We start from the raw sequence: 20,156 nt of genomic DNA, 5'->3' as shown, positions 1-20,156 counted from the left end.
AGAATGTTTTTCCATGATGACAGTGGAACAACTCGTCGTGTTCGTGGCCGTGGCCGAGCGCGAACACCTGACCCGGGCGGCCGAGGCGCTGCGCCTGACGCCTTCGGCGGTGTCGAGCGCGCTGCGCAAGCTCGAAGCCTTCTATCAGGTGGCGCTGTTCGACCGCGTTGGCCGGGGGCTGGTGCTGACGGCGGAGGGAAGGGTGTTTCTGGAAGAGGCGCGCGCGGCGCTTGCCCGCATCCGCTCCGCCGAGCAGGTGCTGGGCGAACTCGGCGGGCTGGAGCGCGGCCAGCTTTCCGTCTATGCCAGCCAGACGATTGCCAGCTACTGGCTGCCGGACGTGCTGATGCGGTTTCACGCGCGCTATCCCGGCATCGAGCTGAGGCTCGCCATCGGCAACACCACCACGGTGGCCGATGCGGTGGCGAAGGGCGAGGCGGAGCTCGGCTATATCGAGGGCACGCTCGACAATCCGCGACTGAGAAAACGGCACCTGACAGACGATGCGCTGATGGTGGTGGTCGGCCCCGGCCATCCGCTCGCCGATGGCCGGGCGGTGACGGCGGAGGAGCTGGTCGCCGCCACCGGCTTCGTGCTGCGCGAGGAGGGCTCCGGCACGCGCTTCGAGTTCGAGCATGCGATGGCCGGCTTCGGCATTGCGGCCTCCGATCTCGACCTGGTGATGGTGCTGCCCTCCAACGAGGCGGTGCTTTCGGCGGTGCGCTCGGGCCGGGCTGCGACGGCGGTTTCCGGCGCGGTCGCAGCTCCGTGGCTGGCGTCCGGCGGGCTGAAGCGGGTCGCATTCGACCTGCCGTCGCGCGCGTTCCAGTTGCTCAGCCACAAGGAGCGGCATCTGAGCAAGGCGGCGGCGGCGCTGGTGGCCTTCAGCATCGAGGCTCAGCCCGATGCGCTGCCGTCAAGGGCCAGCGGTTCCGGCGCGATCTCCAGATAAAGCTCGTGCGGCGTATCGGGCAGGCCGCGCCGGTAGCCGAAATCGAGTTTCAGGGCGCCGGCCGTGATGCCCGCAGCTTCGGCATGGGCGTGCAGGCGCGCGAACCCCCCGGCGATATCCGCAAGCGGCCCGTCATGGCGAAGGCGAAGATAGCGCCCGGGCGCAACCACATGGCGTTCTAGGCCGTCCGGTATATCGGTCTTGCCGGCGGCCAGAAAGCCGAGAAACTCGGCATAGGTCCCGTCCCCCTGCCAGCGGGAGACCTCCAGAAAGTTCTCGGCCTCCGGGGCGGCGGCGAACAGCCGCTCCCAGCCGGCGGGAACCGCTCTCGGCAGGTCGTGCCACGCGCCGCGCACCATCAGGCCGATACAGACGAGTTCGGGCAGGGATGTGGTTGCGATCACGATCGGTCCTCCTTTTCGCCGCCGCGTTCCGCCGCGCCGCGCCGGTTGCGGCCTTGGCGCTTGCCGGATTTCCGGCGATCCGTTAATCAGGGCCGGAAAAATGAAGCTGTGTTCCGGATAGGTCAACCATGAGCGACAAGAAGAAGAAACCGCAGAAGCTGAAGGCCCGCCTGCCGCGCGGCTTTGGCGACCGCTCCGCCGCCGATATCCGCGCGACCGAGGAAATGGTGGCGAAGATCAAGGCGGTCTACGAGAATTACGGCTTCGATCCGGTGGAAACGCCGATGTTCGAATATACCGATGCGCTGGGCAAGTTCCTGCCGGACAGCGACCGCCCGAACGAGGGCGTGTTCTCGCTCCAGGACGATGACGACCAGTGGATGAGCCTGCGCTACGATCTGACGGCCCCGCTCGCCCGCCATGTCGCCGAAAACTTCAACGAGATCCAGCTTCCCTACCGCACCTATCGCGCCGGCTACGTGTTCCGCAACGAAAAGCCCGGCCCCGGCCGCTTCCGCCAGTTCATGCAGTTCGACGCGGACGTCGTCGGCGCCCCCGGCGTCCAGACCGATGCCGAAATGTGCATGATGATGGCGGATACGATGGAGGCGCTCGGGATTGCGCGCGGGGATTATGTGATCCGGGTGAACAACCGGAAGGTGCTGGATGGGCTTCTCGCCGCCGTCGGTCTCGATGGAGAGGAGAATTCCGGTCGTAGGCTTACTGTACTTAGAGCTATGGATAAGTACGACAAGTTTGGTCGCGAAGGAATGGTTCTGCTGCTCGGCGAGGGCAGGAAGGATGATAGCGGTGATTTTACCCAAGGCGCTGGGCTAGGAAAAACAGCTATTGATGCCATTGTTGAACTCATAGAAGCTCCGCTAATCGATAGCTTGATTGATTTTACAAGCGAGCTAACTTTCAAAACTGCGGCATTGTCGAAGTTTGGCGTGAACGACCTTTTTGAAAAAGGCTTTCTAGAACTAAAGATTATTTCTGACCTCGTTCAGGCAGCTGGTTATGGAAATGATCGTATTCGTATCGACCCCTCCATCGTCCGCGGCCTCGAATACTATACCGGTCCCGTCTACGAAGCCGAGCTCACCTTCGACGTCACCAATGAAAAGGGCGAGAAGGTCGTGTTCGGCTCGGTCGGCGGCGGCGGGCGGTATGATGGGCTGGTGTCGCGCTTCATGGGCCAGCCGGTTCCGGCGACGGGCTTTTCCATCGGCGTGTCGCGGCTGATGACGGCGCTGAAGAATCTCGGCAAGCTCGGCGCTTCCGAGATCATCGAGCCGGTGCTGGTCACGGTCATGGATGGCGATGCCGAGGCGATGGGGCGCTACCAGAAGATGACGCAGGAACTGCGCAAGGCCGGCATCCGCGCCGAGATGTATCAGGGCAACTGGAAGAAATTCGGCAACCAGCTCAAATATGCCGACCGCCGCGGCTGCCCCATCGCCATCATCCAGGGCGGCGACGAGCGTGCGGCGGGCACCGTCCAGATCAAGGATCTGATCGAGGGCAAGCGGCTCTCCGGCGAGATCGAGGACAACGCCGAATGGCGCGAGGCCCGCGTGGCCCAGAAGACCGTGCCGGAAGACGATCTCGTGGAAGAGGTCCGCGCGATGCTGGAAGCGCAGGCGGAGGATCGGCAGCGCGGGGCGTAAGCCGAGTACCGCGTTTCACGAGGCGTAGTTTTCCCGGGGCGATGCAGCCAGCAGCCCGGGCAGATGAGTGGCATCGGATCGTACCGCTTGCTCCCAATACTCTCTCCCCTCCGGGGCGAGAAGACTTGGGGGCTTTGCGGTGACGCCGATTGCGTTTTGCAGTTCTCCATTCTCCGGAGCGCACATATATTCCCCCATAAACAAAAAACGGCCCGCATTTCTGCGAGCCGTTTGTAACCTTCAGGCGAAGCGGTTCAGATGCCGCTGCCCTTGTTTTCGCGCTCGCGGGCGCGGTCGTCCATCAGTTCGTACCACATGGCGTTCAGCACCGCGAAGAGCGCGGCGAGCGGTAGACCGAGGATCCAGGCGAAATACCACATAGAATTCTCCTTTCGTGAAAGGGGGCGGGCCGCAAGGCCCGCCGGCTTTTGTCAGTAGGCGTGCTTGTCCTTGTTGGTCACGTCCGCATTGGTCACCTTGCCCCACATGATGTGGTAGACCCACGAAGTGTAGGCGAGGATCAGCGGCACGAAGATCAGCGCGCAGACCAGCATGATGAACAGCGTCAGATGGCTCGACGACGAATCCCATACCGTCAGGCTGGCGCCAGGCTGTTGCGACGACGGCAGGATGAACGGGAACATCGCGACGCCGGGCGTTGCGACCACGCCGAAGACCGAAGCCGACGATGACAGCATGGCAAGCGCCGGGCGGTTGCCCTTCAGCCCGATGAACGCGCCGATCGCGCCGAGGAAGCCGAGCGCGGGCGCCAGCATCATCCATGGATAACGGCCGTAATTGGCGAACCATGCGCCCTGCTCGCGAGCCACATCGTTCATCAGCGGGTTCGACGGGCCTGCCGCATCGACAGCGCCGGTAAAGGCGTAGCCGTCAATGCCGTAATAGAGCCAGACGCCGGCAAGCGCGAACAGCACGATCAGCGCAACCGCCGCGATCGCCCCGAAGCTGCGGGCGCGGTCGTTGACCGGACCTTCGGTCTTGGTCGAAAGATAGGCCGCGCCGTGCATGACCAGCATGGCAACGCAGACCAGACCGGCCAGAAGCGCGAAGGGGTTCAGAAGGCCGAAGAACGAACCGTCGTAGAAGATGCGAAGGTCGTCATCGAGGCGGAAGGGAACGCCCTGCAAAACGTTGCCGAGCGCCACGCCGAAAATCAGCGTCGGCACGAAGCCGCCGATGAACAGCAGCCAGTCCCAGGTATTGCGCCATGTGGCGCTTTCGCGCTTGGAGCGATACTTGAAGCCGACCGGGCGCAGGATGAGCGCGAACAGGATCGCGAACATCGCCAGATAGAAGCCCGAGAACGATACGGCGTAGATGGCCGGCCACGCCGCGAAGATCGCGCCGCCGCCGAGAATGAGCCAGACCTGATTGCCTTCCCAGACCGGGCCGACCGTGTTGATCACGACGCGGCGCTCGTTGTCGTTCTTGGCGATGAAGGGAAGCAGGGTGGCGGTTCCGAGATCGAAGCCGTCCATGATGGCGAAGCCGATCAGCAGAACGCCGAGCAGCAACCACCAGATCACGCGGAGGACTTCGTATGAGATAAGATCGTGCAGTACCATGATGTTTTACTCCGCAGGTGCCATGGTGCCCTGAACCCGGCGAGCGCCGAGAACCGGCATGTCGGGTCCGTTGTCCGGCTGCGGTCCCTTGCGGATCGCGGCGAGCATCAGGCCCATTTCGACGATGAACAGCACCGTATAGATTCCGACAAAGCCGATGATCGTGAGCAGCACCGTGCTGGCGCCGAGGCTCGAGACGGCAAGCGCCGTTGGCAATATGCCCTCGATGATCCACGGCTGGCGGCCGAGTTCCGCGACGATCCAACCGCATTCGGCGGCAATCCACGGCAGCGGAATGATCCAGACCGCGAGGTGCAGCAGCCAGCGGTGGCTGTCCAGCCGGCGACGGGTCGACAGGTAGAAGAACACACCCATGACGGCGATGAACAGGAAGCCGGCGCCGACCATGATGCGGAACGACCAGAACAGCGGACCGACCGGGGGAACCAGGCTGTTTGCGGCCTGTTCGATCTGGGCGGGCGTTGCGTCTGCCGGGTTATCAACGAACGGTTTCAGGAGATAGGCGTAACCGAGGTCGTTGCCGTATTCTTCCATCACCGCCTGGTCGGCCGGGTCCGGCGTGCCGGTGCCCATATTCGCGCGCATGTTCTGCAACGCGCCATAGGCCTGGATGCCGTTTTCGATCTTGGTCTTGCCGTTTTCGACCAGCTCGTTGATGCCCTCGATCGGGGTATCGAGCGAGCGGGTACCGATCAGGCCCATGACCCACGGAATCTTTACCGCGTAATGGGTCTCGCGGTTTTCCGTGTCGGGAATGCCGAACAGGGTGAACGAGGCAGGCGCCGGTTCCGTTTCCCACATCGATTCGATCGCGGCGAGCTTCATCTTCTGGTGTTCTGTGGTCAGATACCCGCTTTCATCGCCCAGCACGACCACCGAAAGGGCAGCGGCCAGACCGAAGGAACAGGCAACCGTCATCGAACGCTTGGCAAGCTCCACATGGCGGCCCTTCAGCACATACCATGCGCCGACGCCGAGCACGAAGACCGAGGCCGTGACGTAGCCGGCCGAAACCGTGTGCACGAACTTTGCCTGCGCGACCGGATTGGTCAGCACCTCGAAGAAGTTGGTGACCTCCATGCGCATCGTGGCCGGGTTGAGGGCCGAGCCGACAGGGTTCTGCATCCAGCCATTGGCGATCAGGATCCACAGCGCCGACAGGTTCGAGCCGATGGCGACGCACCAGGTGATGATCAGGTGCGCGACCCGCGACATGCGATCCCAGCCGAAGAAGAACAGGCCGACGAATGTGGCTTCCAGGAAGAAGGCCATCAGCCCTTCGATCGCCAGAGGCGCGCCGAAGATGTCGCCGACATAATGGCTGTAATAGCTCCAGTTCATGCCGAACTGGAATTCCATCACGATGCCGGTGGAAACGCCGATGGCAAAGTTGATGCCGAACAGCACGCCCCAGAATTTTGTCATTTGCCGCCATATTTTGCGGCCAGTCATGACGTAGGTCGTTTCCATGATCGCAACGATCATGGAAAGGCCCAGCGTCAACGGCACAAACAGAAAGTGATAGAGCGCCGTCATAGCGAATTGCAGGCGCGATAGCGCCACGATGTCCAGTTCCATTGCGTCTCTCCCGCGTTCAAACCGGGTCTCAGTTTCATCGGCCGCCGTTTGACCGGCAGCCGCATTATTGTTGGAGGCCGGGTTTCAGTCCGGTCTCAGTGCGGCAAGCGCTCCGGCAAAGCCGGGCTCGCCTCTTCTGTAGGCGGAAATGATCCGCCCCGAATTGATCATGATCAGTCGATCGGCAATTTCTGCCTCCCGGCGGATATGGGTCGCGATCAGCAAACTACGGTGTTTTCCCGCGCGCGCTTTGATCTTTGTCATGACGTCGCGGGCTGTCTTGCCGTCGAGACCCTCGCTCGGCTCGTCGAGCAGCCATACCGGCGTATCGCGCAGCACAAGCCGGGCGAGCGCCAGCCGCCGGGCCTGTCCGCCTGAAAGCCCGAGGCCCTGTTCGCCGAGCTCGGTATCAAGGCCGTGGGGCAGCGCCCGCACGGTGTCGCCGAGGCCAGCGGCATCGAGCGCCTCCATCAGCCTTTCGTCACCGGCGGCGGGGAAGGCGAGTTTCAGGTTGGCGCGCAGCGTATCCTGGAACAGCTCGGTGCGCTGGGTCAACAGCGTGGCCGGCAGGGCCGCGATGCTGCCGGCGTCCGGCGCGACTTCGCCGGCGATCAGCGCCATGATCGAGGATTTTCCGGCCCCGCTCGCGCCGACCAGCGCCACCCTTTCGCCCTCGGCGATCGTCAGCGTCAGGCCGGAAAGCGCGGCGCCGCCGCGTCCGGGATAGCGCAGACCGACATTTTCGAGCGCCACCGCGATGCCGGCGTCCGGCGCGGCGTGAACGGTGCGGGCTGCGGGCGCATCCGCCAGCCGGGGCGCCAGCCTGCGCGCGGCAAGCAGCGTGCGGCCAAGCTCCATCGCCCCGCGCCGGAGCGCTGCGAACGGCTCAAGTGCTGCAAAGGCGATGAGGAGCGCAAGGGCCGCAAGCGGCGCGGTGATCTGTCCGGCCTCGGCAAGGGCGGCGCCTGCAAGCAGCACGCCGGCGAGAATCAGCGCCGTCACCATGTCGAAGCCGAAACCGGTATTGCTGTCGATCCGGTTCAGCGCCAGATCGGCGGCATATTCCCTGCTGTCGGCGTTTTCCACCCGTGCGCGCTGGGCATCGAGCCGCCCGGCAAGCGCCAGTTCGCTCTGGCCGGCAACCATGTCCACGGCGCGGGCGCGCAGCGCCTCCTGCGCATGCGCCCGGCGGCGGGCGGGCTTTTCGGCCGCGCGTGCGGCAAGGGCGGGAAGGGCAAGGCCCGGCAGCACGATCGCCGCACCGACGGCAAGCGCCAGCGGCCATGACAGAATGCCGAGCGCGATGATGGCGGCAAGCCCGGCGATGACGGCAACCGCGCCTGGCACCAGCACCCGCAGATAAAGCGAATCGAGCGCGTCGACATCGGCGGTGAGCCGGAACAGCAGGCGCGCCGGGCGGAGCGCCAGCGCGCGGGCAGCACCCGGCGCCGCAAAGCCGCGGAACAGATTGACGCGCAGGCCGGCAAGCACGCGTAGCGTCGCGTCATGGGTCTGCAACCGTTCGAAATAGCGGCCCGCGGTGCGCGACAGCGCCAGGAAGCGGATCGCGGCCGAGGGTGCGAATACGTCGAAGGCAAGCGCCGTCGCCATGCTTAGCCCTGCAATCGCGGTTGCCGTTACGAACCAGCCGGAGACGCCCAGAAGCGCGATGCCGGCAAGCACGGTAAAGGCGGAAAGGGCTGCACCCGCGACAAGTCCGCCGCGCCGTTCGCGCCAGAACAGGCGGATGATCGGGCCGAGGGCTGCAAAGCCCGTTTTTCTCGCGGTCTGTTTCATGACCGGTTCTCCCTGAAATCCTCGGCAAGATGGACGACGCGGTCCATCCTTGCGGCCAGCACCGGATCGTGGGTCGCCACGATCAGTGTGCGGCCGGTGGCAAGCGTCAGAAGCGCTTCGGTGATTTCGGCGGCGGTGTGGTGATCGAGATGGGCGGTCGGCTCGTCGGCAAGGATGAGGCCCGCGCCCCTGGTTGCGGCGGCGCGCGCCAGCGTCAGCCGCAACCCCTCGCCACCGGAAAGCCCGGCACCGTTTTCGCCGATCATCGCATTGCCATGGGCCTCGGCGACGGTGTCGAGCGCGGCAAGCTTCAGCGCGCCGGCGATATCGTCGCGGGTTACATCTTCGCGGGTAAGGCGGATATTTGAGGCGATCGAACCGGCGAAAAGGTGCGGATCCTGTCCGATCCAGGCGATCCTCTGGCGCAGCCTGTCGGCGGTGCCGTCGCCAAACGTCACGTCATCGATGACGATGCGGCCATGACGGGCCTTGGCAAGTCCGGCGATGAGGGCGAGCAGCGTCGACTTGCCGCTGCCCGACGGGCCGAGCAGGGCGACATGTTCGCCGGGTCGGACTGTCAGGTCGAAGCCATCGAAGACCGGGTCTTTCGAGCCCTGATGAACGAAGCCGAGATCGCGCAGTTCCACGCTTGCCGGACGGGCCGTGGCCGGCGCGGCATCGGCTGTCGCGCCACCGACCATGGCAAGCCCGTCCTCGGCAAGGCTGTCGAGGGCGGAAAGCGCCGCCTCACCGGCCGCGCGGTCGTGCCAGACTGAAGACAGCATTCTGAGAGGGTCGAAGAAGGCCGGCGCCAGCAGCAGGATGAACAGGCCCTCCGACAGCGTCAGCTTGCCGCCCCAGGCACCGAAGCCGATCTGGCCGAGCAAATGAAAGCCGATATAGGCCGCAGCCATGGCGACGCCGAGGGCGGAAAACAGCTCCAGCACGGCGGATGTCAAGAACGCGATCTTCAGCACCGCCATGGTGCGCCGGCGCAGGTTTTCGGCCCGAAGCCTGAGCCGGCGCGAGACCTGCTCGACGGCATCGAAGGAGCGGATGGTCTGCAACCCGCGCAGCCGGTCGAGCAGGAAGGCGTTGAGCGTGCCCATGTCGGCGAGGTGCTTTTCGCTTGCCGATTGCGCGCTCCAGCCGATCAGCGCCATGAAGATCGGGATCAGCGGGGCGGCGATCAGAAGCACCAGCGCCGCGATCCAGGAATAGGGGAGCACCACGGCGAGAATGGCAAGCGGCACCACGCTCGCCTTGAAGCGGGCGGTCTGGAAGCGGGCGAGATAGGGCACGATATGTTCGGCCTGCTCGGCGAGAATGCTGGCGGCCTCGCCCGAGGCGGCCCGGCCGGTATCGAGCGGCGACCGGCGTGCGAGCGCCGCGACCGCGACCGCGCGCTTTTGCGAGAGGATCTTGCGGGCCTCGCGATAGGCCATGCGGTTGCCGGTCCGCTCCAGGAGTGCCTTGGCAAGGCCGAGCGCCAGCACGGCGGCGGCCAGCGGCCAGATCGCGGCGACGCCATCGCCCGTCGCCACCTGGCCGATGCCATAGGCAAGGCAGGCCGCTTGCGGCAGCCACATCAGCTCGGCAAGGGTGGAAAGCCAGGCGGCAAGCTTCAGCGCCCGGGTTTTCGGCGCGCGGGATTTCTGGCGGGCGGGCCCCGGTGCCGCGCCTTGTGGCGACGCGGCCCGGCCAGTGTCCTGGGCGGCGCTCCGATCGGGGGCGGCGTCTTCGTCCCTGTTTTTTTCGACAAGCGCGTCCATCATGAAACCTTGCTGTCTTTTGCGGCCTTCCGGCCGAAGCCGGGGAGCCTGTCTGCGGTCTCCAGCAGTTTGGTGACGGCCGAGCCCATGCCGAGAAGCATCAGAAGCCGGTCGGTCTCCATCGCCTTCACATCATCGTACCAGTCGGAGAGTTTTTCAATCAGCGCGTGCATTTCGCCCAGTCTTTCCTGCGCATAGCGCTCTTCGTCGTTTTCCGGCTCGCGCATCAACACCTCGCGCAGCATGGTCAGCGTCGGGTCGATCTCGCGCTTCTTTCGCTCTTCGGCGAGCGTCCTCAGAATTGCCCAGACATCCTCCGGCGTGGTGAAATAATCCCGCCGGTCTCCGGGCTTGTGGCGCAGCAGAACCAGCCCCCAGCCCTGCAATTCCTTCAGCCCCATGGCCACGTTCGAGCGCGACATCTTCAGCGCTTCCACCATGTCGTCGGCGCAGAGCGGCTCGCGCGTGGCGTAGAGCAGGGCGTAAATCTGGCCGACCGAGCGGTTAATGCCCCAGCGGCTTCCCATCTCTCCGAAATGGGCCACGAAATCCTGCACGACCGGCGACAACGGCATCGATATTCCTGCTCTATCTGAATTTTCAGAAATTTCTGAAAATTATGTATACCGATACTTGACGGAAAGCAAGCCGCCGACCTCTTGCCACCGGTGTAGCCGAATGGGAGCGGTCTGAAATTGATTTATGTCATGTGGGTGAAGCGGGTATGTCAGCCGTAAGGCTTGCCATGATGCGAGGCTCTATACCCTCATCCGGCCTTCGGCCACCTTCTCCCCACGGGGAGAAGGGGACACCGGTGAGGCTTTGCCGTGCGGCGTACGCCTGCGGCGGCGGCTTTGCTCTGTCCACCCGCGCCAATCCTTCAGATTACCGGACGGTGCCCGAAAGCGTTTCGGCGAGCGCCTGTTTCGGCTTCAGATTGCAATAGGCCGGACGGTCGCGTTCAAAGCGCCAGCCTTCGGAAAGCGACCCCGCGTCGACACCGTCGAAGCCGAACTGATGATAGAGGCCGGCGACCACCGCCTTCGCCTCCGCATCGTCGCCGGCCAGTGGCAGGGCGAGGCGATCGGCAGCACCCTTTGGCCGGCCCGCAACATCAAGATCGATCATCCGAATAGCGTTGAAGGCCTTGACGATGCGGGCGCCGGGCAGATGGGCGGCGATCATCTCGCTGGTGGTGGTCTCGCCCCGGTCCAGCGCTTCGATATGGCCGTCGCGCTCGTGATAGTAGTTGATGGCGTCGATCACGATCTTGCCCCGGAAACCTTCCGGTGGCAGCGCGCCATAGGCCGCCAGGGGGATCGCGAGCACGATCACCTCGCCGAAGGCGATCGCCTCGTCCACCGTCCCGACGGCGCAGCCGAGGGCGCTCTTCATGCTGAAAAGGCTCTGCGGTCCGCGTGAATTGCTGAGCATCACCTCATGGCCGGCCTCAACCGCCTTCTGCGCCACCGAGCGGCCGACAAAGCCCGCGCCGATAATTCCGATCTTCATCACGTTTTCTCCTTGTCACACTGTGATGTCCCGGCATAAACCTCCACCATATGAACTTAAATATCGAAGTTTTGCAGTCTCTCCCAACCAGAAGGGGATAATCATGGACCGGCTCACCAGCATGGCCGTCTATGTCAAGGCGGTTGATCTCGGCTCGTTTGCCGCCGCCGCGGATGCGCTCGGCATCTCACCGCAGATGGTCTCCAAGCATATCGTGTTTCTGGAGGACAGGGTGGGCGCGACGCTTCTTCACCGCACCACCCGCCGCCAGAACATTACCGATATCGGGCGCGCCTTTTACGAGCGCTGCCGGTTGATCCTTTCGGAGGCCGAGGCGGCGGAGGGGCTGGCCTCCGAGATGCACCGCCACCCCAAGGGCCTGCTGAAGGTCAACGCGCCGAAAACCTTCGGCGCGCTGGCGCTCGCGCCCTTCGTCACCCGGTTTCTTGATAAATATCCGGACGTGCAGGTCGAGGTCACGCTTGAGGACCGGTTCGTCGATCCGCTGGAGGAGGGCTTCGACGTCACCATCCGGGTTGGCGGCACGGAAGGCGCGGGGCTGGCCTCCGTCCCGCTCGCATCCTATGAACTGGTGGTCTGCGCCGCGCCTGCCTATCTCGCCCGTCACGGCGCGCCGCAAATCCCGCAGGATCTCACCCGGCACGAATGCCTGATCTTCGGCCAGCGTGCAGGGCACACGCCGTGCCGCTGGCTGTTTACAGAGGACGGTCGGGAGCGTGAAATTCAGGTCAGCGGGCGGCTTTACGCCAATGACTGGATGGTGCTGTTGCGGGCCGCTATCGAGGGCCATGGGGTGGCGCTTGGCTCGGATATCATCCTGCGGGAGGAGTTGAGGGCCGGCCGCCTGGTGCGCCTTCTGGCCGAGTATCGCACCCCGCCGCGCCCCATGCACGCGCTCTATCCGATGCGCGGCAAGCCGAGCGCCAAGATCATGCGGTTCGTGGAGGGGCTGGCCGAGGCGTTTCCGCCCCGGCCCGAGGGCTATCCTTGAGCGCGCCAGGCCTCGGGCGTGACGTAGACCTCGTCGGCGCGGCCGTAGCCGCCGTCGCGGACCTCCTCGATCAGCACCATGGTGTGGGGCCGCGCGGCCTCGGTGAAATACTCGGCCAGCATATCCGTGACGCGGTGGATGATGTCTTCCTTCTGCGCGCGGGTCAGCGCCGCCTCGGGGGTCTTGATGTTGACGAATGGCATGTCGGTTCTCCTTGTCAGATCATGCCGCCATTGACGCGCAGCACCTGACCGTTGATGAAGCGGGCCTCGTCGTCGACGAGAAAGGCGACCACGCCTGCGATATCGTCGGGCTCGCCCAGCCGGCCGGCCGGAATTGTCCGGGTGATGTTGGCGACCAGTTCCTTGCTCTTGCCGCCGAGAAACAGCTCGGTCGCCACCGGTCCGGGGGCGATCGCATTGACGGTGATCCCGCGCGCGGCCAGTTCCTTGGCGGCGATATGGGTCATGGTTTCGACGGCGGCCTTGGTGGCGGCATAAACGCCATAGGCGGGAAGTTTCGTGCCGACGACGCTGGTCGAGAAGTTGACGATCCGCCCGCCATCGGCAAGCCGGTTCGCCGCTTCGCGCAGGCCGCGGAACGTGCCGCCGAAATTGACGGCGACCTGGCGTTCAAAATCCTCGTCGGTGACCGTCGCGAGCGGCGCGAGCGAAAGCATGCCGCCATTGTTGACGAGAATGTCGGCCTTGCCGAACTCGGCTTCGGCGGCATCGAACAGTACCGCCATGCCGTCGTCGCTGCCGATATCGGCCTTGACCGCGATGGCCTTGCCGCCTTTTTCCCTGATCGAAGCAACCACCTCTTCCGCGGCGGCAGCGTTCGACGCGTAGTTGACCACGATATCGATGCCGTCGGCGGCGAGCCGTTTTGCGATCTCCGCGCCGATGCCGCGCGAGGCGCCGGTGATGATGGCTGTTCTGGTCATGATGCACTCCATGTTCGTTGAACTCAGCCAAAGATATGCTCTGGCATGTGCGAAACAATCACCGGGAAATTGACAACATAATTCGCCTGTGGTGAACAATGTGAATGGACAGATTTGACCGCATGCGCTTGTTCACCCGCGTCGTCGAGCGCGGCAGCTTCTCCGCCGCAGCGCTTGATCTCGGCCTTGCGCGCTCGACCGCGACGGAAGCGATCAAGGGGCTGGAGGCCGATCTCGGCGTCCGGCTTCTCGACCGCACCACCCGCCATGTCGCGGCGACGCTCGACGGCGAGGATTATTATCGGCGCTGCGTTGCGATCCTTGCCGATGTCGAGGAGGCCGAGGGCGCGTTCAGGGCCGGCAATCCGGACGGGCTGCTGCGCATCGATGCCCATCCGCATCTGACCCGAAACTTCCTGCTGCCCGGCCTGCCCGCATTTCTGTCACGCTATCCCGATCTCAGAATCCATTTCGGGCAGGGCGACCGCTATGTCGATCTGGTGCGCGAGGGCTATGACTGCGTCATCCGGGCCGGCGAACTGGAGGATAGCGGGTTGATCGCCCGCCGGCTCGGCGCGCTCCGCGAGGTCACGGTGGCGAGCCCGGCCTATCTTGCGCGACACGGCGTGCCGGAAACGCCGGATGATCTTGCCGGCCATATCGCCGTCGGTTTCATTTCGTCGCGCACCGGAGAGGTGATGCCGCTCGAACTGATCGAGAACGGCCGCACCCGTTATGTGACGCTGAAGACCCGGGTGACCGCCAATGATTCCGGCACGGCCAATGCGCTGGCGCGGGCTGGGTTCGGGCTGGTGCAGGCCCCGCGCTATCATTTTGCCGAGGCGCTGTCGGAAGGCGAGATGGTCGAGGTGCTGCCGGATTTCCCGCCGCCGCCGACCCCGCTCACCGCGCTCTATCCCCAGAACCGCCACACCGCGCCGCGATTGCGGGTGTTTCTCGAATGGGTGCAGACGATCTTCGCGGGCGGAGAGGTCTGACCGGCACTACCCGTGCTCGCGCAGGTAGGCTTCGAGGAATTCCGCGAGTTTCAAGGCGGCGAAGGTGGGCGTCGGGCCGTCGGCGCGCACAAGCCGCATGTCGCTGGCGATTTCCGCGCCCTTTGCAAAGGGACGCAGCACAAGCTGGCCGTCACGAAGCTCGCGGGCAACCGTCATCGCCGGCAGGATCAGCACCGCAGTGCCGCGCCGGGCAAGCTCCTTTTGAAGCTCCAGCGACGAGGTGGTGAAGGCGACCTCCACCGGCGCAAATCCGGCCGCGCGCTGGCGATCGTCGAAATCGCGGCGGATGCTGAAGGCGCGGTCGGGCATGGCGATGGCGTGGCGACGGATGGCCTCGAGCGTGATTTCGCGCTCGCCGGCAAGCGGGTGGTCCGGAGCCATAACCGGATCATGCCTGACCGACAGCGAAAACAGAGTCTCGATCCGCGCATCCGAGGGGGAGAACATCGTCACCGCGATATCGGTTTCGCCGGTGGTCACCGCGTTCAACGCGATTTCGGCCGACGTGACCGTTACCGCAATCGAGATTTTCGGATAGAGCGCGTAGAATTCGGCGAGCGCCGGGGCCAGGATCGCATTGATCACCGCGCCGTTGACGTGGAGCGAGACGTGGCCGGCATTGAGCCCCCTGAGATCGTCGATCACCTGCCGTGCGCCTTCGAGATCGCGGATCATGGCATCGGCGCGTTCGGCCAGCAGCGCGCCGGCGGGGGTGAGCGCAATCCCGCGCGCGCCGCGCTCGATCAGCACGGCGTTGAAATAGGCCTCGAGATTTTCAAGCTGGCGGCTGACCGCCATTGGCGACACGCCCAGCGTTTCGGCAGCCTGGCGGATCGAGCGCGAGCGCGTCAGTTCGTTGAAATAGATGAGGGCCTCGATCTGCATGACGGTCTCGCATTTGTCGAAGTGACATTTGAGCCATCCGGCGGGCTGCAAGGCAAGGCCGGTCGTGCACGATCCATTCATGATTTTCTGCGACGGTCTTGTTATTTGGTATTAAATTGGTATCTTTCTGGTAGCAGGAGTTGGTCGTGCGGGTTTTCCAGGATTTCGACATTTCGGGTGACGGGCCGATCTACCGGCGGCTGAAAGCCGAACTGGCCAAGGCTATCGACAGCGGCAAGCTTGCCCATGGCGAGGCGCTGCCGCCCGAGCGCGACCTCGCCCGGCTCGTCGGCGTCAGCAGGGTTACCGTGCGCCGCGCGATAGCGGAACTCACCAGCGAGGGGTTTCTGCAGCGCCGCCACGGGGCCGGCACTTTCGTGCTGCGCCCGCCGACACGGATCGAGCAGCCGCTGCAGCGGCTGACCTCGTTTACCGAGGATATGCAGGCGCGCGGTCTCACGCCGCGCTCGCACTGGCTGGAGCGCGGGCTTCATGCGGCCAGCGCGGAGGAGACGGAGGCGCTGAAGCTTCCCCGAAACGCCGCCGTCGCCCGCCTCAGCCGCATCCGTTATGGCGACGACCTGCCGATGGCGATCGAGCATTCGACGCTGCCCGCCGATATTCTCGAACGGCCCGACCTCGTGGAGACCTCGCTCTATGCCGCGCTTGCAGAACGCGGCGTTACCATGGCGAAAGCCACCGAACGGATCACCGCCTGCAACCTGACCGCCGAACAGGCCGCACTTCTGACGGTAACCCCCGGCGCCCCGGCGCTCGCGATCCGCCGCACTGTCTACGATGCCAGCGGCCGGCCGGTGGAACTGACACGAACCTATTATCGAAGCGATATTTATGACCTTGTCGCCGAACTCACCTATGCCGGCGACCCATGAAACGGAAGATGACACTATGACCGACATCACCAATATGCGCCGCGAGATCGACGAAATCCCCGAAGCCGCCGCCCGGCTGCTCGACGGCCAGAGCGCTGCGCTTGCGGCCGCCGGTCGGGCGCTTGCCGAGAAGGACCCCGCGGTGGTGGTCACCATCGCGCGCGGCTCGTCCGATCACGCATCGCTGTTTCTGAAATATGCGATCGAACTGACGGTCGGCATTCCGGTCGCCTCCCTCGGTCCCTCGCTCGCCTCGATCTATGGCGCGAAGCTTCGGATGAACAAAGCTGCCGCGATTTCGGTGTCGCAGTCCGGCAAGAGCCCGGATATCGTGGCGCTCGCAAGGGCCGCGCGCGATGGCGGCGCGCTTTCGCTTGCGCTCGTCAACACTATCGCCTCGCCGCTGGCGGAAATGGCGGACCAGCCGATCGATATCGCGGCCGGCCCGGAAAAGGCGGTAGCGGCGACCAAGTCCTACGTCAATTCGATCGTCGCCGGCCTTGGCGTGCTTGCCGAATGGTCCGGCGATGCAGCGCTCAAGGCGGCGCTTGCCAAACTGCCCGACGATCTTGCAAAGGCGCTCGCCTGCGACTGGTCGGCGCTGATCGAGCCGTTGAAGGATGCCCAGTCGCTTTACGTGCTGGGACGCGGCCCGAGCTTTGCGATCGCGAGCGAGGCCTCGCTGAAATGCAAGGAGACCTCGGAACTCCATGCCGAGGCCTATTCCTCGGCGGAGGTGATGCATGGCCCGGTCTCGCTGGTGGAGCCGCGCTTCCCGGTGATCGCGTTTGCCGCCCGCGACAAGGCGGAGGACAGCGTCGTCAAGATCGCCTCCGGCATGGCCAAGAAAGGCGCATCGGTGTTCCTGTCGTCGGAACGCGGCGAGGGCACGGCGTTGCTGCCGCATGTCGCGACCGGCCATCCGCTGACCGATGCGCTGGCGTTGATCGTGCCCTATTACAGCGTCATCGAGAAACTGTCGCGCGCCCGCGGCTTCAACCCGGATGCGCCGGCGGCGCTCAACAAGGTGACGGAGACCGAATAATCATGAAGAAGGCGATAAGCGGCGCGCGGATATTCGACGGCGAAAGCCTGCTGGAAGGCCGGGCGCTGGTGTTTTCCTCGGCCGGCATCGAGGCGATCGTCTCGGCGCGGAATATTCCGAACGAATGCGAGATCATCCCGGCTGACGGGCAGATCCTGGCGCCGGGCCTCATCGATCTCCAGGTCAATGGCGGCGGCGGGCTGCTGTTCAACAACGCGCCGGATCTCGATGGGCTGCGCACCATCTGCGCCGCCCAGATTCGCTCCGGCGTCACCGCGCTGTTGCCGACGCTGATCACCGACCGGCCCGACGTGGTGCGCGCGGCGGTCGAGGCCGGAAAGGCCGCCTGGGAGGCGGGCATTCCGGGCTATCTCGGCCTGCATCTGGAAGGCCCGCATCTCTCGCTTGCCAGAAAAGGCACGCATGATCCGGCGCTGATCCGGCCGATGGAAGCGGAGGATTGCGACTTTCTGGTGGAAAATGCCGGTAGTTTCGGCGTCGGGCTGCTCACCGTCGCGCCCGAAAACGTCACCCGCCAGCATGTCGCCCGCCTCAGCAAGGCCGGCTATATCGTCAGTCTCGGCCACACCGATGCCGCCTGCGCGGTGGCGCGGGAATACCGGTTTGCAGGTGCCACGATGGCGACGCATCTGTTCAACGCGATGAGCCCGCTCGGCCATCGCGAGCCGGGTATGGTCGGCGCGGTGCTCGGCGATGGCGGTTTTTCCTGCGGGCTGATCGCCGATGGATACCACGTTGACCCGGTGGCGATGCGGATCGCGCTCAGGGCAAAGGCCGGGCCTGGGAAAATATTCCTGGTATCCGACGCGATGTCGGTCACCGGCACGGACCTTCAGAGTTTCGAGCTCAACGGCCGCACGATCTACCGCAAGGATGGACGCCTGACGCTCGCCGACGGCACGCTCGCCGGGGCCGATACCGATTTGCTGTCCTGCGTGAAGAATGTCCGCGACATGTTGGACCTGCCACTGGAAGAGGCGCTCAGAATGGCATCGCTCTATCCGGCCGAGGCCGTCGGCGCGCGCGCGAAGGGGCGGTTGAAACCCGGCGCGGACGCCGACATGGTCCTGCTTTCCGAAGACCTCGCGCTTTCCGCCAGCTATATCGCCGGCGAGCGCGTCTATAGTGCCGACTAAAGGCCGGCGACCTACGCCATGTCCTTGCCGGTCACCTTCACCGTCGGGTCGATCTGGCGGCGCTTGGGGCGCATCAGCGGTTCGGGGCTCACAGGATGGGTGTGGAGCATATCCGCGCCGGCCATGATGCCCTCGACCGCCTGAATTTCCAGCCGCTTGGCGTCGCGCTTGCGGATATCGTCGGTGATCGCCATCGCCTCCTCCTCGCTGGTGCCAAGCGCCACCAGCGTCTCGCGGCCGAAGACGAGGCCGGATTCCAGCGTCTCGCGCAGTTCGTACTCAACGCCTCGCTGTCTGAGCGCCAGGGTATGACCGCGATCATAGGAGCGGGCGTAGATATGGGCGCGGGGAAAATTCTCCTGCACCACGTCGATCACCCGGTCGGTGATCTCGCGCCGCTGGGTGCAGACCGCGACGATCTTGGCTTTTTCGATGCCCGCTGCGATCAGCACGTCCTTGCGGGTGCCGTCGCCGAAATAGATGTGGAAGCCGAAGGCCGAGGCCTGCCGGATTCGATCGGCGGAGAAATCGATGATCGTCACGTCGCGGCCGCTGGCGAGCAGGATCTGCGCGGCAATCTGGCCGAAGCGCGAGAAACCGATCATCAGCACGTCGGCGCCCGCGCCGTCGAAATCCTCCTCCATTTCCTCATGAGCCTCGTGGCGGGCATAGAGTCGCTCGGCGAGACGGACGGTCAGCGGCGTCGCCACCATCGAGATCGTCACGATCGCGATCAGCAGCGAGGCCGTGGCGTTGGAGAAGATGCCGGCGGCAGCCGCCGTCGAAAACATCACGAAGCCGAACTCGCCGCCCTGCGGCAGGAGCGCCGCGATCCGGATCGCGTCCTCATGCGGCGAGCCGGTCAGGCGACACAGACCGTAGATGACGGCGGCCTTGACGACGAGCAGCACCGGAACGGCGATGAGGATCAGAAGGATATTCTCGTAGACCACGGACAATTCGAGCGACAGGCCGACGGCGATGAAGAAGATCGCGAGAAACACGCCGCGAAACGGCTCGATATCGGCCTCGAGCTCATGACGGTAGGAGGATTCGGCGAGCATCACGCCGGCGAGGAACGCGCCCATGGCCATCGACAGTCCGACGATCTGCATCATCATCGCCGCGCCGATGACGACGAACAGTGCCGCCACGATCATCACCTCGCGCGCGCCGGTGGCGGCGATGACCTGGAAAACCGGCGTCAGCACATAGCGCCCGGCGGCGATCATCAGCACAACGACGAGGGCGGCGAGCCCGGCATTCGTCAACATGTCGGAGGTGCTCGCCTCCTCCACGCCGCCGCCCAGAATGCTGGCGAGCGCCAGAAGCGGCACGATCGCGATATCCTGAAACAGCAGCATCGAGAACGAGCGCTGGCCGTAGCGGGTGTTGACGTCGCCATTGTCGTCGAGGATCTGCATGGCAAAGGCGGTGGATGACAGCGCAAGGCCGAAACCGGCGATCACCGCCGCCTGCCAGTTCCCGAGCCCGCCGAACTTGGCGAGCGGCACCAGCACCGCGCCGGTAACCAGCACTTGCGCAAGGCCAAGGCCGAAAATATCCTTGCGCATTGTCCAGAGCCGGGCCGGCTTCAGCTCCAGCCCGATCATGAACAACAGGAAAACGATCCCGAGCTCGGCGACGTGCAGCACCTCCTCGCCATTGCTGATTCGCTGCAGCACCGGACCGATCACGATCCCGCCCGCCAGATAGCCGAGAACCGTGCCGAGACCGAGCCGCTTGAAAAGCGGCGCTGCGATGGTCGCGGCGCCCAGCATCCAGACGGTTTCGGTAAAGAGGCTCTGGGTGGCTGCCATAAAAAGGGTCCTGGGCTGCAAGAAAACGGAAGCGCCGGAGGAACGGCACTTGATGCGCAATGAAGTGAACAATAAATGAGGGCGCAA

Annotated in this window: 19 protein-coding genes; 7 read left to right on the top strand and 12 right to left on the bottom strand. The window is 64.7% G+C overall.

From position 1 onward, the window contains the following. The first annotated feature begins 16 nt into the window (after positions 1-16). Positions 17-952 carry a LysR substrate-binding domain-containing protein gene (locus V6766_RS10440; protein ID WP_448466426.1) on the top strand — a complete coding sequence of 312 codons (936 nt, stop codon included), beginning with the start codon at positions 17-19 and terminating at the stop codon, positions 950-952. Here the strand turns inward: V6766_RS10440 and V6766_RS10435 are convergent. After that, positions 898-1,356 (bottom strand): hypothetical protein, encoded by a 459-nt coding sequence (locus V6766_RS10435; RefSeq protein ID WP_448466156.1) that lies wholly within the window; start codon positions 1,354-1,356, stop codon positions 898-900. The genes V6766_RS10440 and V6766_RS10435 overlap by 55 nt on opposite strands. A gap of 128 nt (positions 1,357-1,484) precedes the next feature. Here V6766_RS10435 and hisS point away from each other — a divergent pair, with 128 nt between their 5' ends. Further along, positions 1,485-3,026 carry a histidine--tRNA ligase gene (hisS, locus tag V6766_RS10430; RefSeq protein ID WP_448466154.1) on the top strand — a complete coding sequence of 514 codons (1,542 nt, stop codon included), beginning with the start codon at positions 1,485-1,487 and terminating at the stop codon, positions 3,024-3,026. A gap of 254 nt (positions 3,027-3,280) precedes the next feature. On the opposite strand, the gene cydX is transcribed toward hisS, so the two are convergent. From cydX to V6766_RS10395, 7 genes are all read right to left on the bottom strand, one after another. Continuing rightward, positions 3,281-3,406: a cytochrome bd-I oxidase subunit CydX gene (gene cydX, locus V6766_RS10425; protein ID WP_018065131.1), complete on the bottom strand. Its 126-nt coding sequence runs from the start codon at positions 3,404-3,406 to the stop codon at positions 3,281-3,283. A gap of 51 nt (positions 3,407-3,457) precedes the next feature. Next, complete coding sequence (cydB, locus tag V6766_RS10420) at positions 3,458-4,612, bottom strand: cytochrome d ubiquinol oxidase subunit II (protein ID WP_448466152.1); 1,155 nt, start codon at positions 4,610-4,612, stop codon at positions 3,458-3,460. A 6-nt stretch (positions 4,613-4,618) separates the two neighbouring features. After that, on the bottom strand, positions 4,619-6,211 hold the full coding sequence (locus tag V6766_RS10415) for a cytochrome ubiquinol oxidase subunit I (protein WP_448466150.1): 1,593 nt from the start codon (positions 6,209-6,211) through the stop codon (positions 4,619-4,621). Positions 6,212-6,295: 84 nt separating this feature from the next. After that, positions 6,296-8,008 carry a thiol reductant ABC exporter subunit CydC gene (gene cydC, locus V6766_RS10410; protein WP_448466148.1) on the bottom strand — a complete coding sequence of 571 codons (1,713 nt, stop codon included), beginning with the start codon at positions 8,006-8,008 and terminating at the stop codon, positions 6,296-6,298. Then, on the bottom strand, positions 8,005-9,780 hold the full coding sequence (gene cydD, locus V6766_RS10405) for a thiol reductant ABC exporter subunit CydD (RefSeq protein ID WP_448466424.1): 1,776 nt from the start codon (positions 9,778-9,780) through the stop codon (positions 8,005-8,007). The genes cydC and cydD overlap by 4 nt, the downstream gene beginning before the upstream one ends. Beyond that, positions 9,780-10,355, bottom strand: a complete 576-nt coding sequence (locus V6766_RS10400; RefSeq protein WP_448466146.1) for a GbsR/MarR family transcriptional regulator — start codon at positions 10,353-10,355, stop codon at positions 9,780-9,782. Before V6766_RS10400 ends, cydD begins: the two co-directional genes overlap by 1 nt. A gap of 310 nt (positions 10,356-10,665) precedes the next feature. Further along, positions 10,666-11,292: an NADPH-dependent F420 reductase gene (locus V6766_RS10395; protein WP_448466144.1), complete on the bottom strand. Its 627-nt coding sequence runs from the start codon at positions 11,290-11,292 to the stop codon at positions 10,666-10,668. A gap of 103 nt (positions 11,293-11,395) precedes the next feature. Here V6766_RS10395 and V6766_RS10390 point away from each other — a divergent pair, with 103 nt between their 5' ends. Then, positions 11,396-12,304, top strand: coding sequence for a LysR substrate-binding domain-containing protein (locus V6766_RS10390; protein WP_448466142.1), 909 nt, complete (start codon positions 11,396-11,398; stop codon positions 12,302-12,304). Here V6766_RS10390 and V6766_RS10385 read toward each other — a convergent pair. Then, positions 12,295-12,507 carry a tautomerase family protein gene (locus V6766_RS10385; protein ID WP_448466140.1) on the bottom strand — a complete coding sequence of 71 codons (213 nt, stop codon included), beginning with the start codon at positions 12,505-12,507 and terminating at the stop codon, positions 12,295-12,297. The genes V6766_RS10390 and V6766_RS10385 overlap by 10 nt on opposite strands. Before the next feature lie 14 nt (positions 12,508-12,521). Next, complete coding sequence (locus V6766_RS10380) at positions 12,522-13,250, bottom strand: SDR family oxidoreductase (protein WP_448466138.1); 729 nt, start codon at positions 13,248-13,250, stop codon at positions 12,522-12,524. A gap of 104 nt (positions 13,251-13,354) precedes the next feature. Here V6766_RS10380 and V6766_RS10375 point away from each other — a divergent pair, with 104 nt between their 5' ends. Then, a complete protein-coding gene (locus V6766_RS10375; protein ID WP_448466136.1) occupies positions 13,355-14,248 on the top strand; it encodes a LysR family transcriptional regulator in 894 nt (297 codons plus the stop codon). Positions 14,249-14,254: 6 nt separating this feature from the next. On the opposite strand, the gene V6766_RS10370 is transcribed toward V6766_RS10375, so the two are convergent. Beyond that, positions 14,255-15,235, bottom strand: a complete 981-nt coding sequence (locus V6766_RS10370) for a LysR family transcriptional regulator (protein ID WP_448466134.1) — start codon at positions 15,233-15,235, stop codon at positions 14,255-14,257. A 59-nt stretch (positions 15,236-15,294) separates the two neighbouring features. On the opposite strand from V6766_RS10370, the gene V6766_RS10365 reads away from it, so the two are divergent. The 3 genes from V6766_RS10365 to nagA are packed head-to-tail and all read left to right on the top strand — an operon-like array spanning position 15,295 to position 18,249. Next, complete coding sequence (locus V6766_RS10365) at positions 15,295-16,047, top strand: GntR family transcriptional regulator (RefSeq protein WP_448466132.1); 753 nt, start codon at positions 15,295-15,297, stop codon at positions 16,045-16,047. Positions 16,048-16,063: 16 nt separating this feature from the next. Further along, entirely contained in the window at positions 16,064-17,092 is a 1,029-nt protein-coding gene (locus V6766_RS10360; protein ID WP_448466130.1) for an SIS domain-containing protein, read from the top strand. 2 nt (positions 17,093-17,094) lie between these two features. After that, positions 17,095-18,249, top strand: a complete 1,155-nt coding sequence (nagA, locus tag V6766_RS10355) for an N-acetylglucosamine-6-phosphate deacetylase (protein WP_448466128.1) — start codon at positions 17,095-17,097, stop codon at positions 18,247-18,249. 11 nt (positions 18,250-18,260) lie between these two features. On the opposite strand, the gene V6766_RS10350 is transcribed toward nagA, so the two are convergent. Continuing rightward, the gene (locus V6766_RS10350; RefSeq protein ID WP_448466126.1) at positions 18,261-20,069 is read right to left on the bottom strand and encodes a monovalent cation:proton antiporter-2 (CPA2) family protein; all 1,809 of its coding nucleotides are present in this window, start codon (positions 20,067-20,069) and stop codon (positions 18,261-18,263) included. Positions 20,070-20,156 lie beyond the last annotated feature (87 nt).

The sequence above is a fragment of the Martelella sp. AMO21009 genome, from assembly GCF_053484295.1.
The sequence above is the reverse complement of the archived record's forward strand: the minus strand, read 5'-3'. Positions and strand labels throughout refer to the sequence as shown.

Bases quoted from the DNA above. Each gene is read 5' to 3' on its own strand.
- V6766_RS10385 (WP_448466140.1), bottom strand. From the start codon at position 12,507: ATGCCATTCGTCAACATCAAGACCCCCGAGGCGGCGCTGACCCGCGCG.
- V6766_RS10440 (WP_448466426.1), top strand. From the start codon at position 17: ATGACAGTGGAACAACTCGTCGTGTTCGTGGCCGTGGCCGAGCGCGAA.
- V6766_RS10370 (WP_448466134.1), bottom strand. From the start codon at position 15,235: ATGAATGGATCGTGCACGACCGGCCTTGCCTTGCAGCCCGCCGGATGG.
- cydB (WP_448466152.1), bottom strand. From the start codon at position 4,612: ATGGTACTGCACGATCTTATCTCATACGAAGTCCTCCGCGTGATCTGG.
- V6766_RS10400 (WP_448466146.1), bottom strand. From the start codon at position 10,355: ATGCCGTTGTCGCCGGTCGTGCAGGATTTCGTGGCCCATTTCGGAGAG.
- V6766_RS10395 (WP_448466144.1), bottom strand. From the start codon at position 11,292: ATGAAGATCGGAATTATCGGCGCGGGCTTTGTCGGCCGCTCGGTGGCG.
- hisS (WP_448466154.1), top strand. From the start codon at position 1,485: ATGAGCGACAAGAAGAAGAAACCGCAGAAGCTGAAGGCCCGCCTGCCG.
- cydD (WP_448466424.1), bottom strand. From the start codon at position 9,780: ATGGACGCGCTTGTCGAAAAAAACAGGGACGAAGACGCCGCCCCCGAT.
- cydC (WP_448466148.1), bottom strand. From the start codon at position 8,008: ATGAAACAGACCGCGAGAAAAACGGGCTTTGCAGCCCTCGGCCCGATC.
- cydX (WP_018065131.1), bottom strand. From the start codon at position 3,406: ATGTGGTATTTCGCCTGGATCCTCGGTCTACCGCTCGCCGCGCTCTTC.
- V6766_RS10375 (WP_448466136.1), top strand. From the start codon at position 13,355: ATGGACAGATTTGACCGCATGCGCTTGTTCACCCGCGTCGTCGAGCGC.
- V6766_RS10380 (WP_448466138.1), bottom strand. From the start codon at position 13,250: ATGACCAGAACAGCCATCATCACCGGCGCCTCGCGCGGCATCGGCGCG.
- V6766_RS10360 (WP_448466130.1), top strand. From the start codon at position 16,064: ATGACCGACATCACCAATATGCGCCGCGAGATCGACGAAATCCCCGAA.
- nagA (WP_448466128.1), top strand. From the start codon at position 17,095: ATGAAGAAGGCGATAAGCGGCGCGCGGATATTCGACGGCGAAAGCCTG.
- V6766_RS10390 (WP_448466142.1), top strand. From the start codon at position 11,396: ATGGACCGGCTCACCAGCATGGCCGTCTATGTCAAGGCGGTTGATCTC.
- V6766_RS10350 (WP_448466126.1), bottom strand. From the start codon at position 20,069: ATGGCAGCCACCCAGAGCCTCTTTACCGAAACCGTCTGGATGCTGGGC.
- V6766_RS10415 (WP_448466150.1), bottom strand. From the start codon at position 6,211: ATGGAACTGGACATCGTGGCGCTATCGCGCCTGCAATTCGCTATGACG.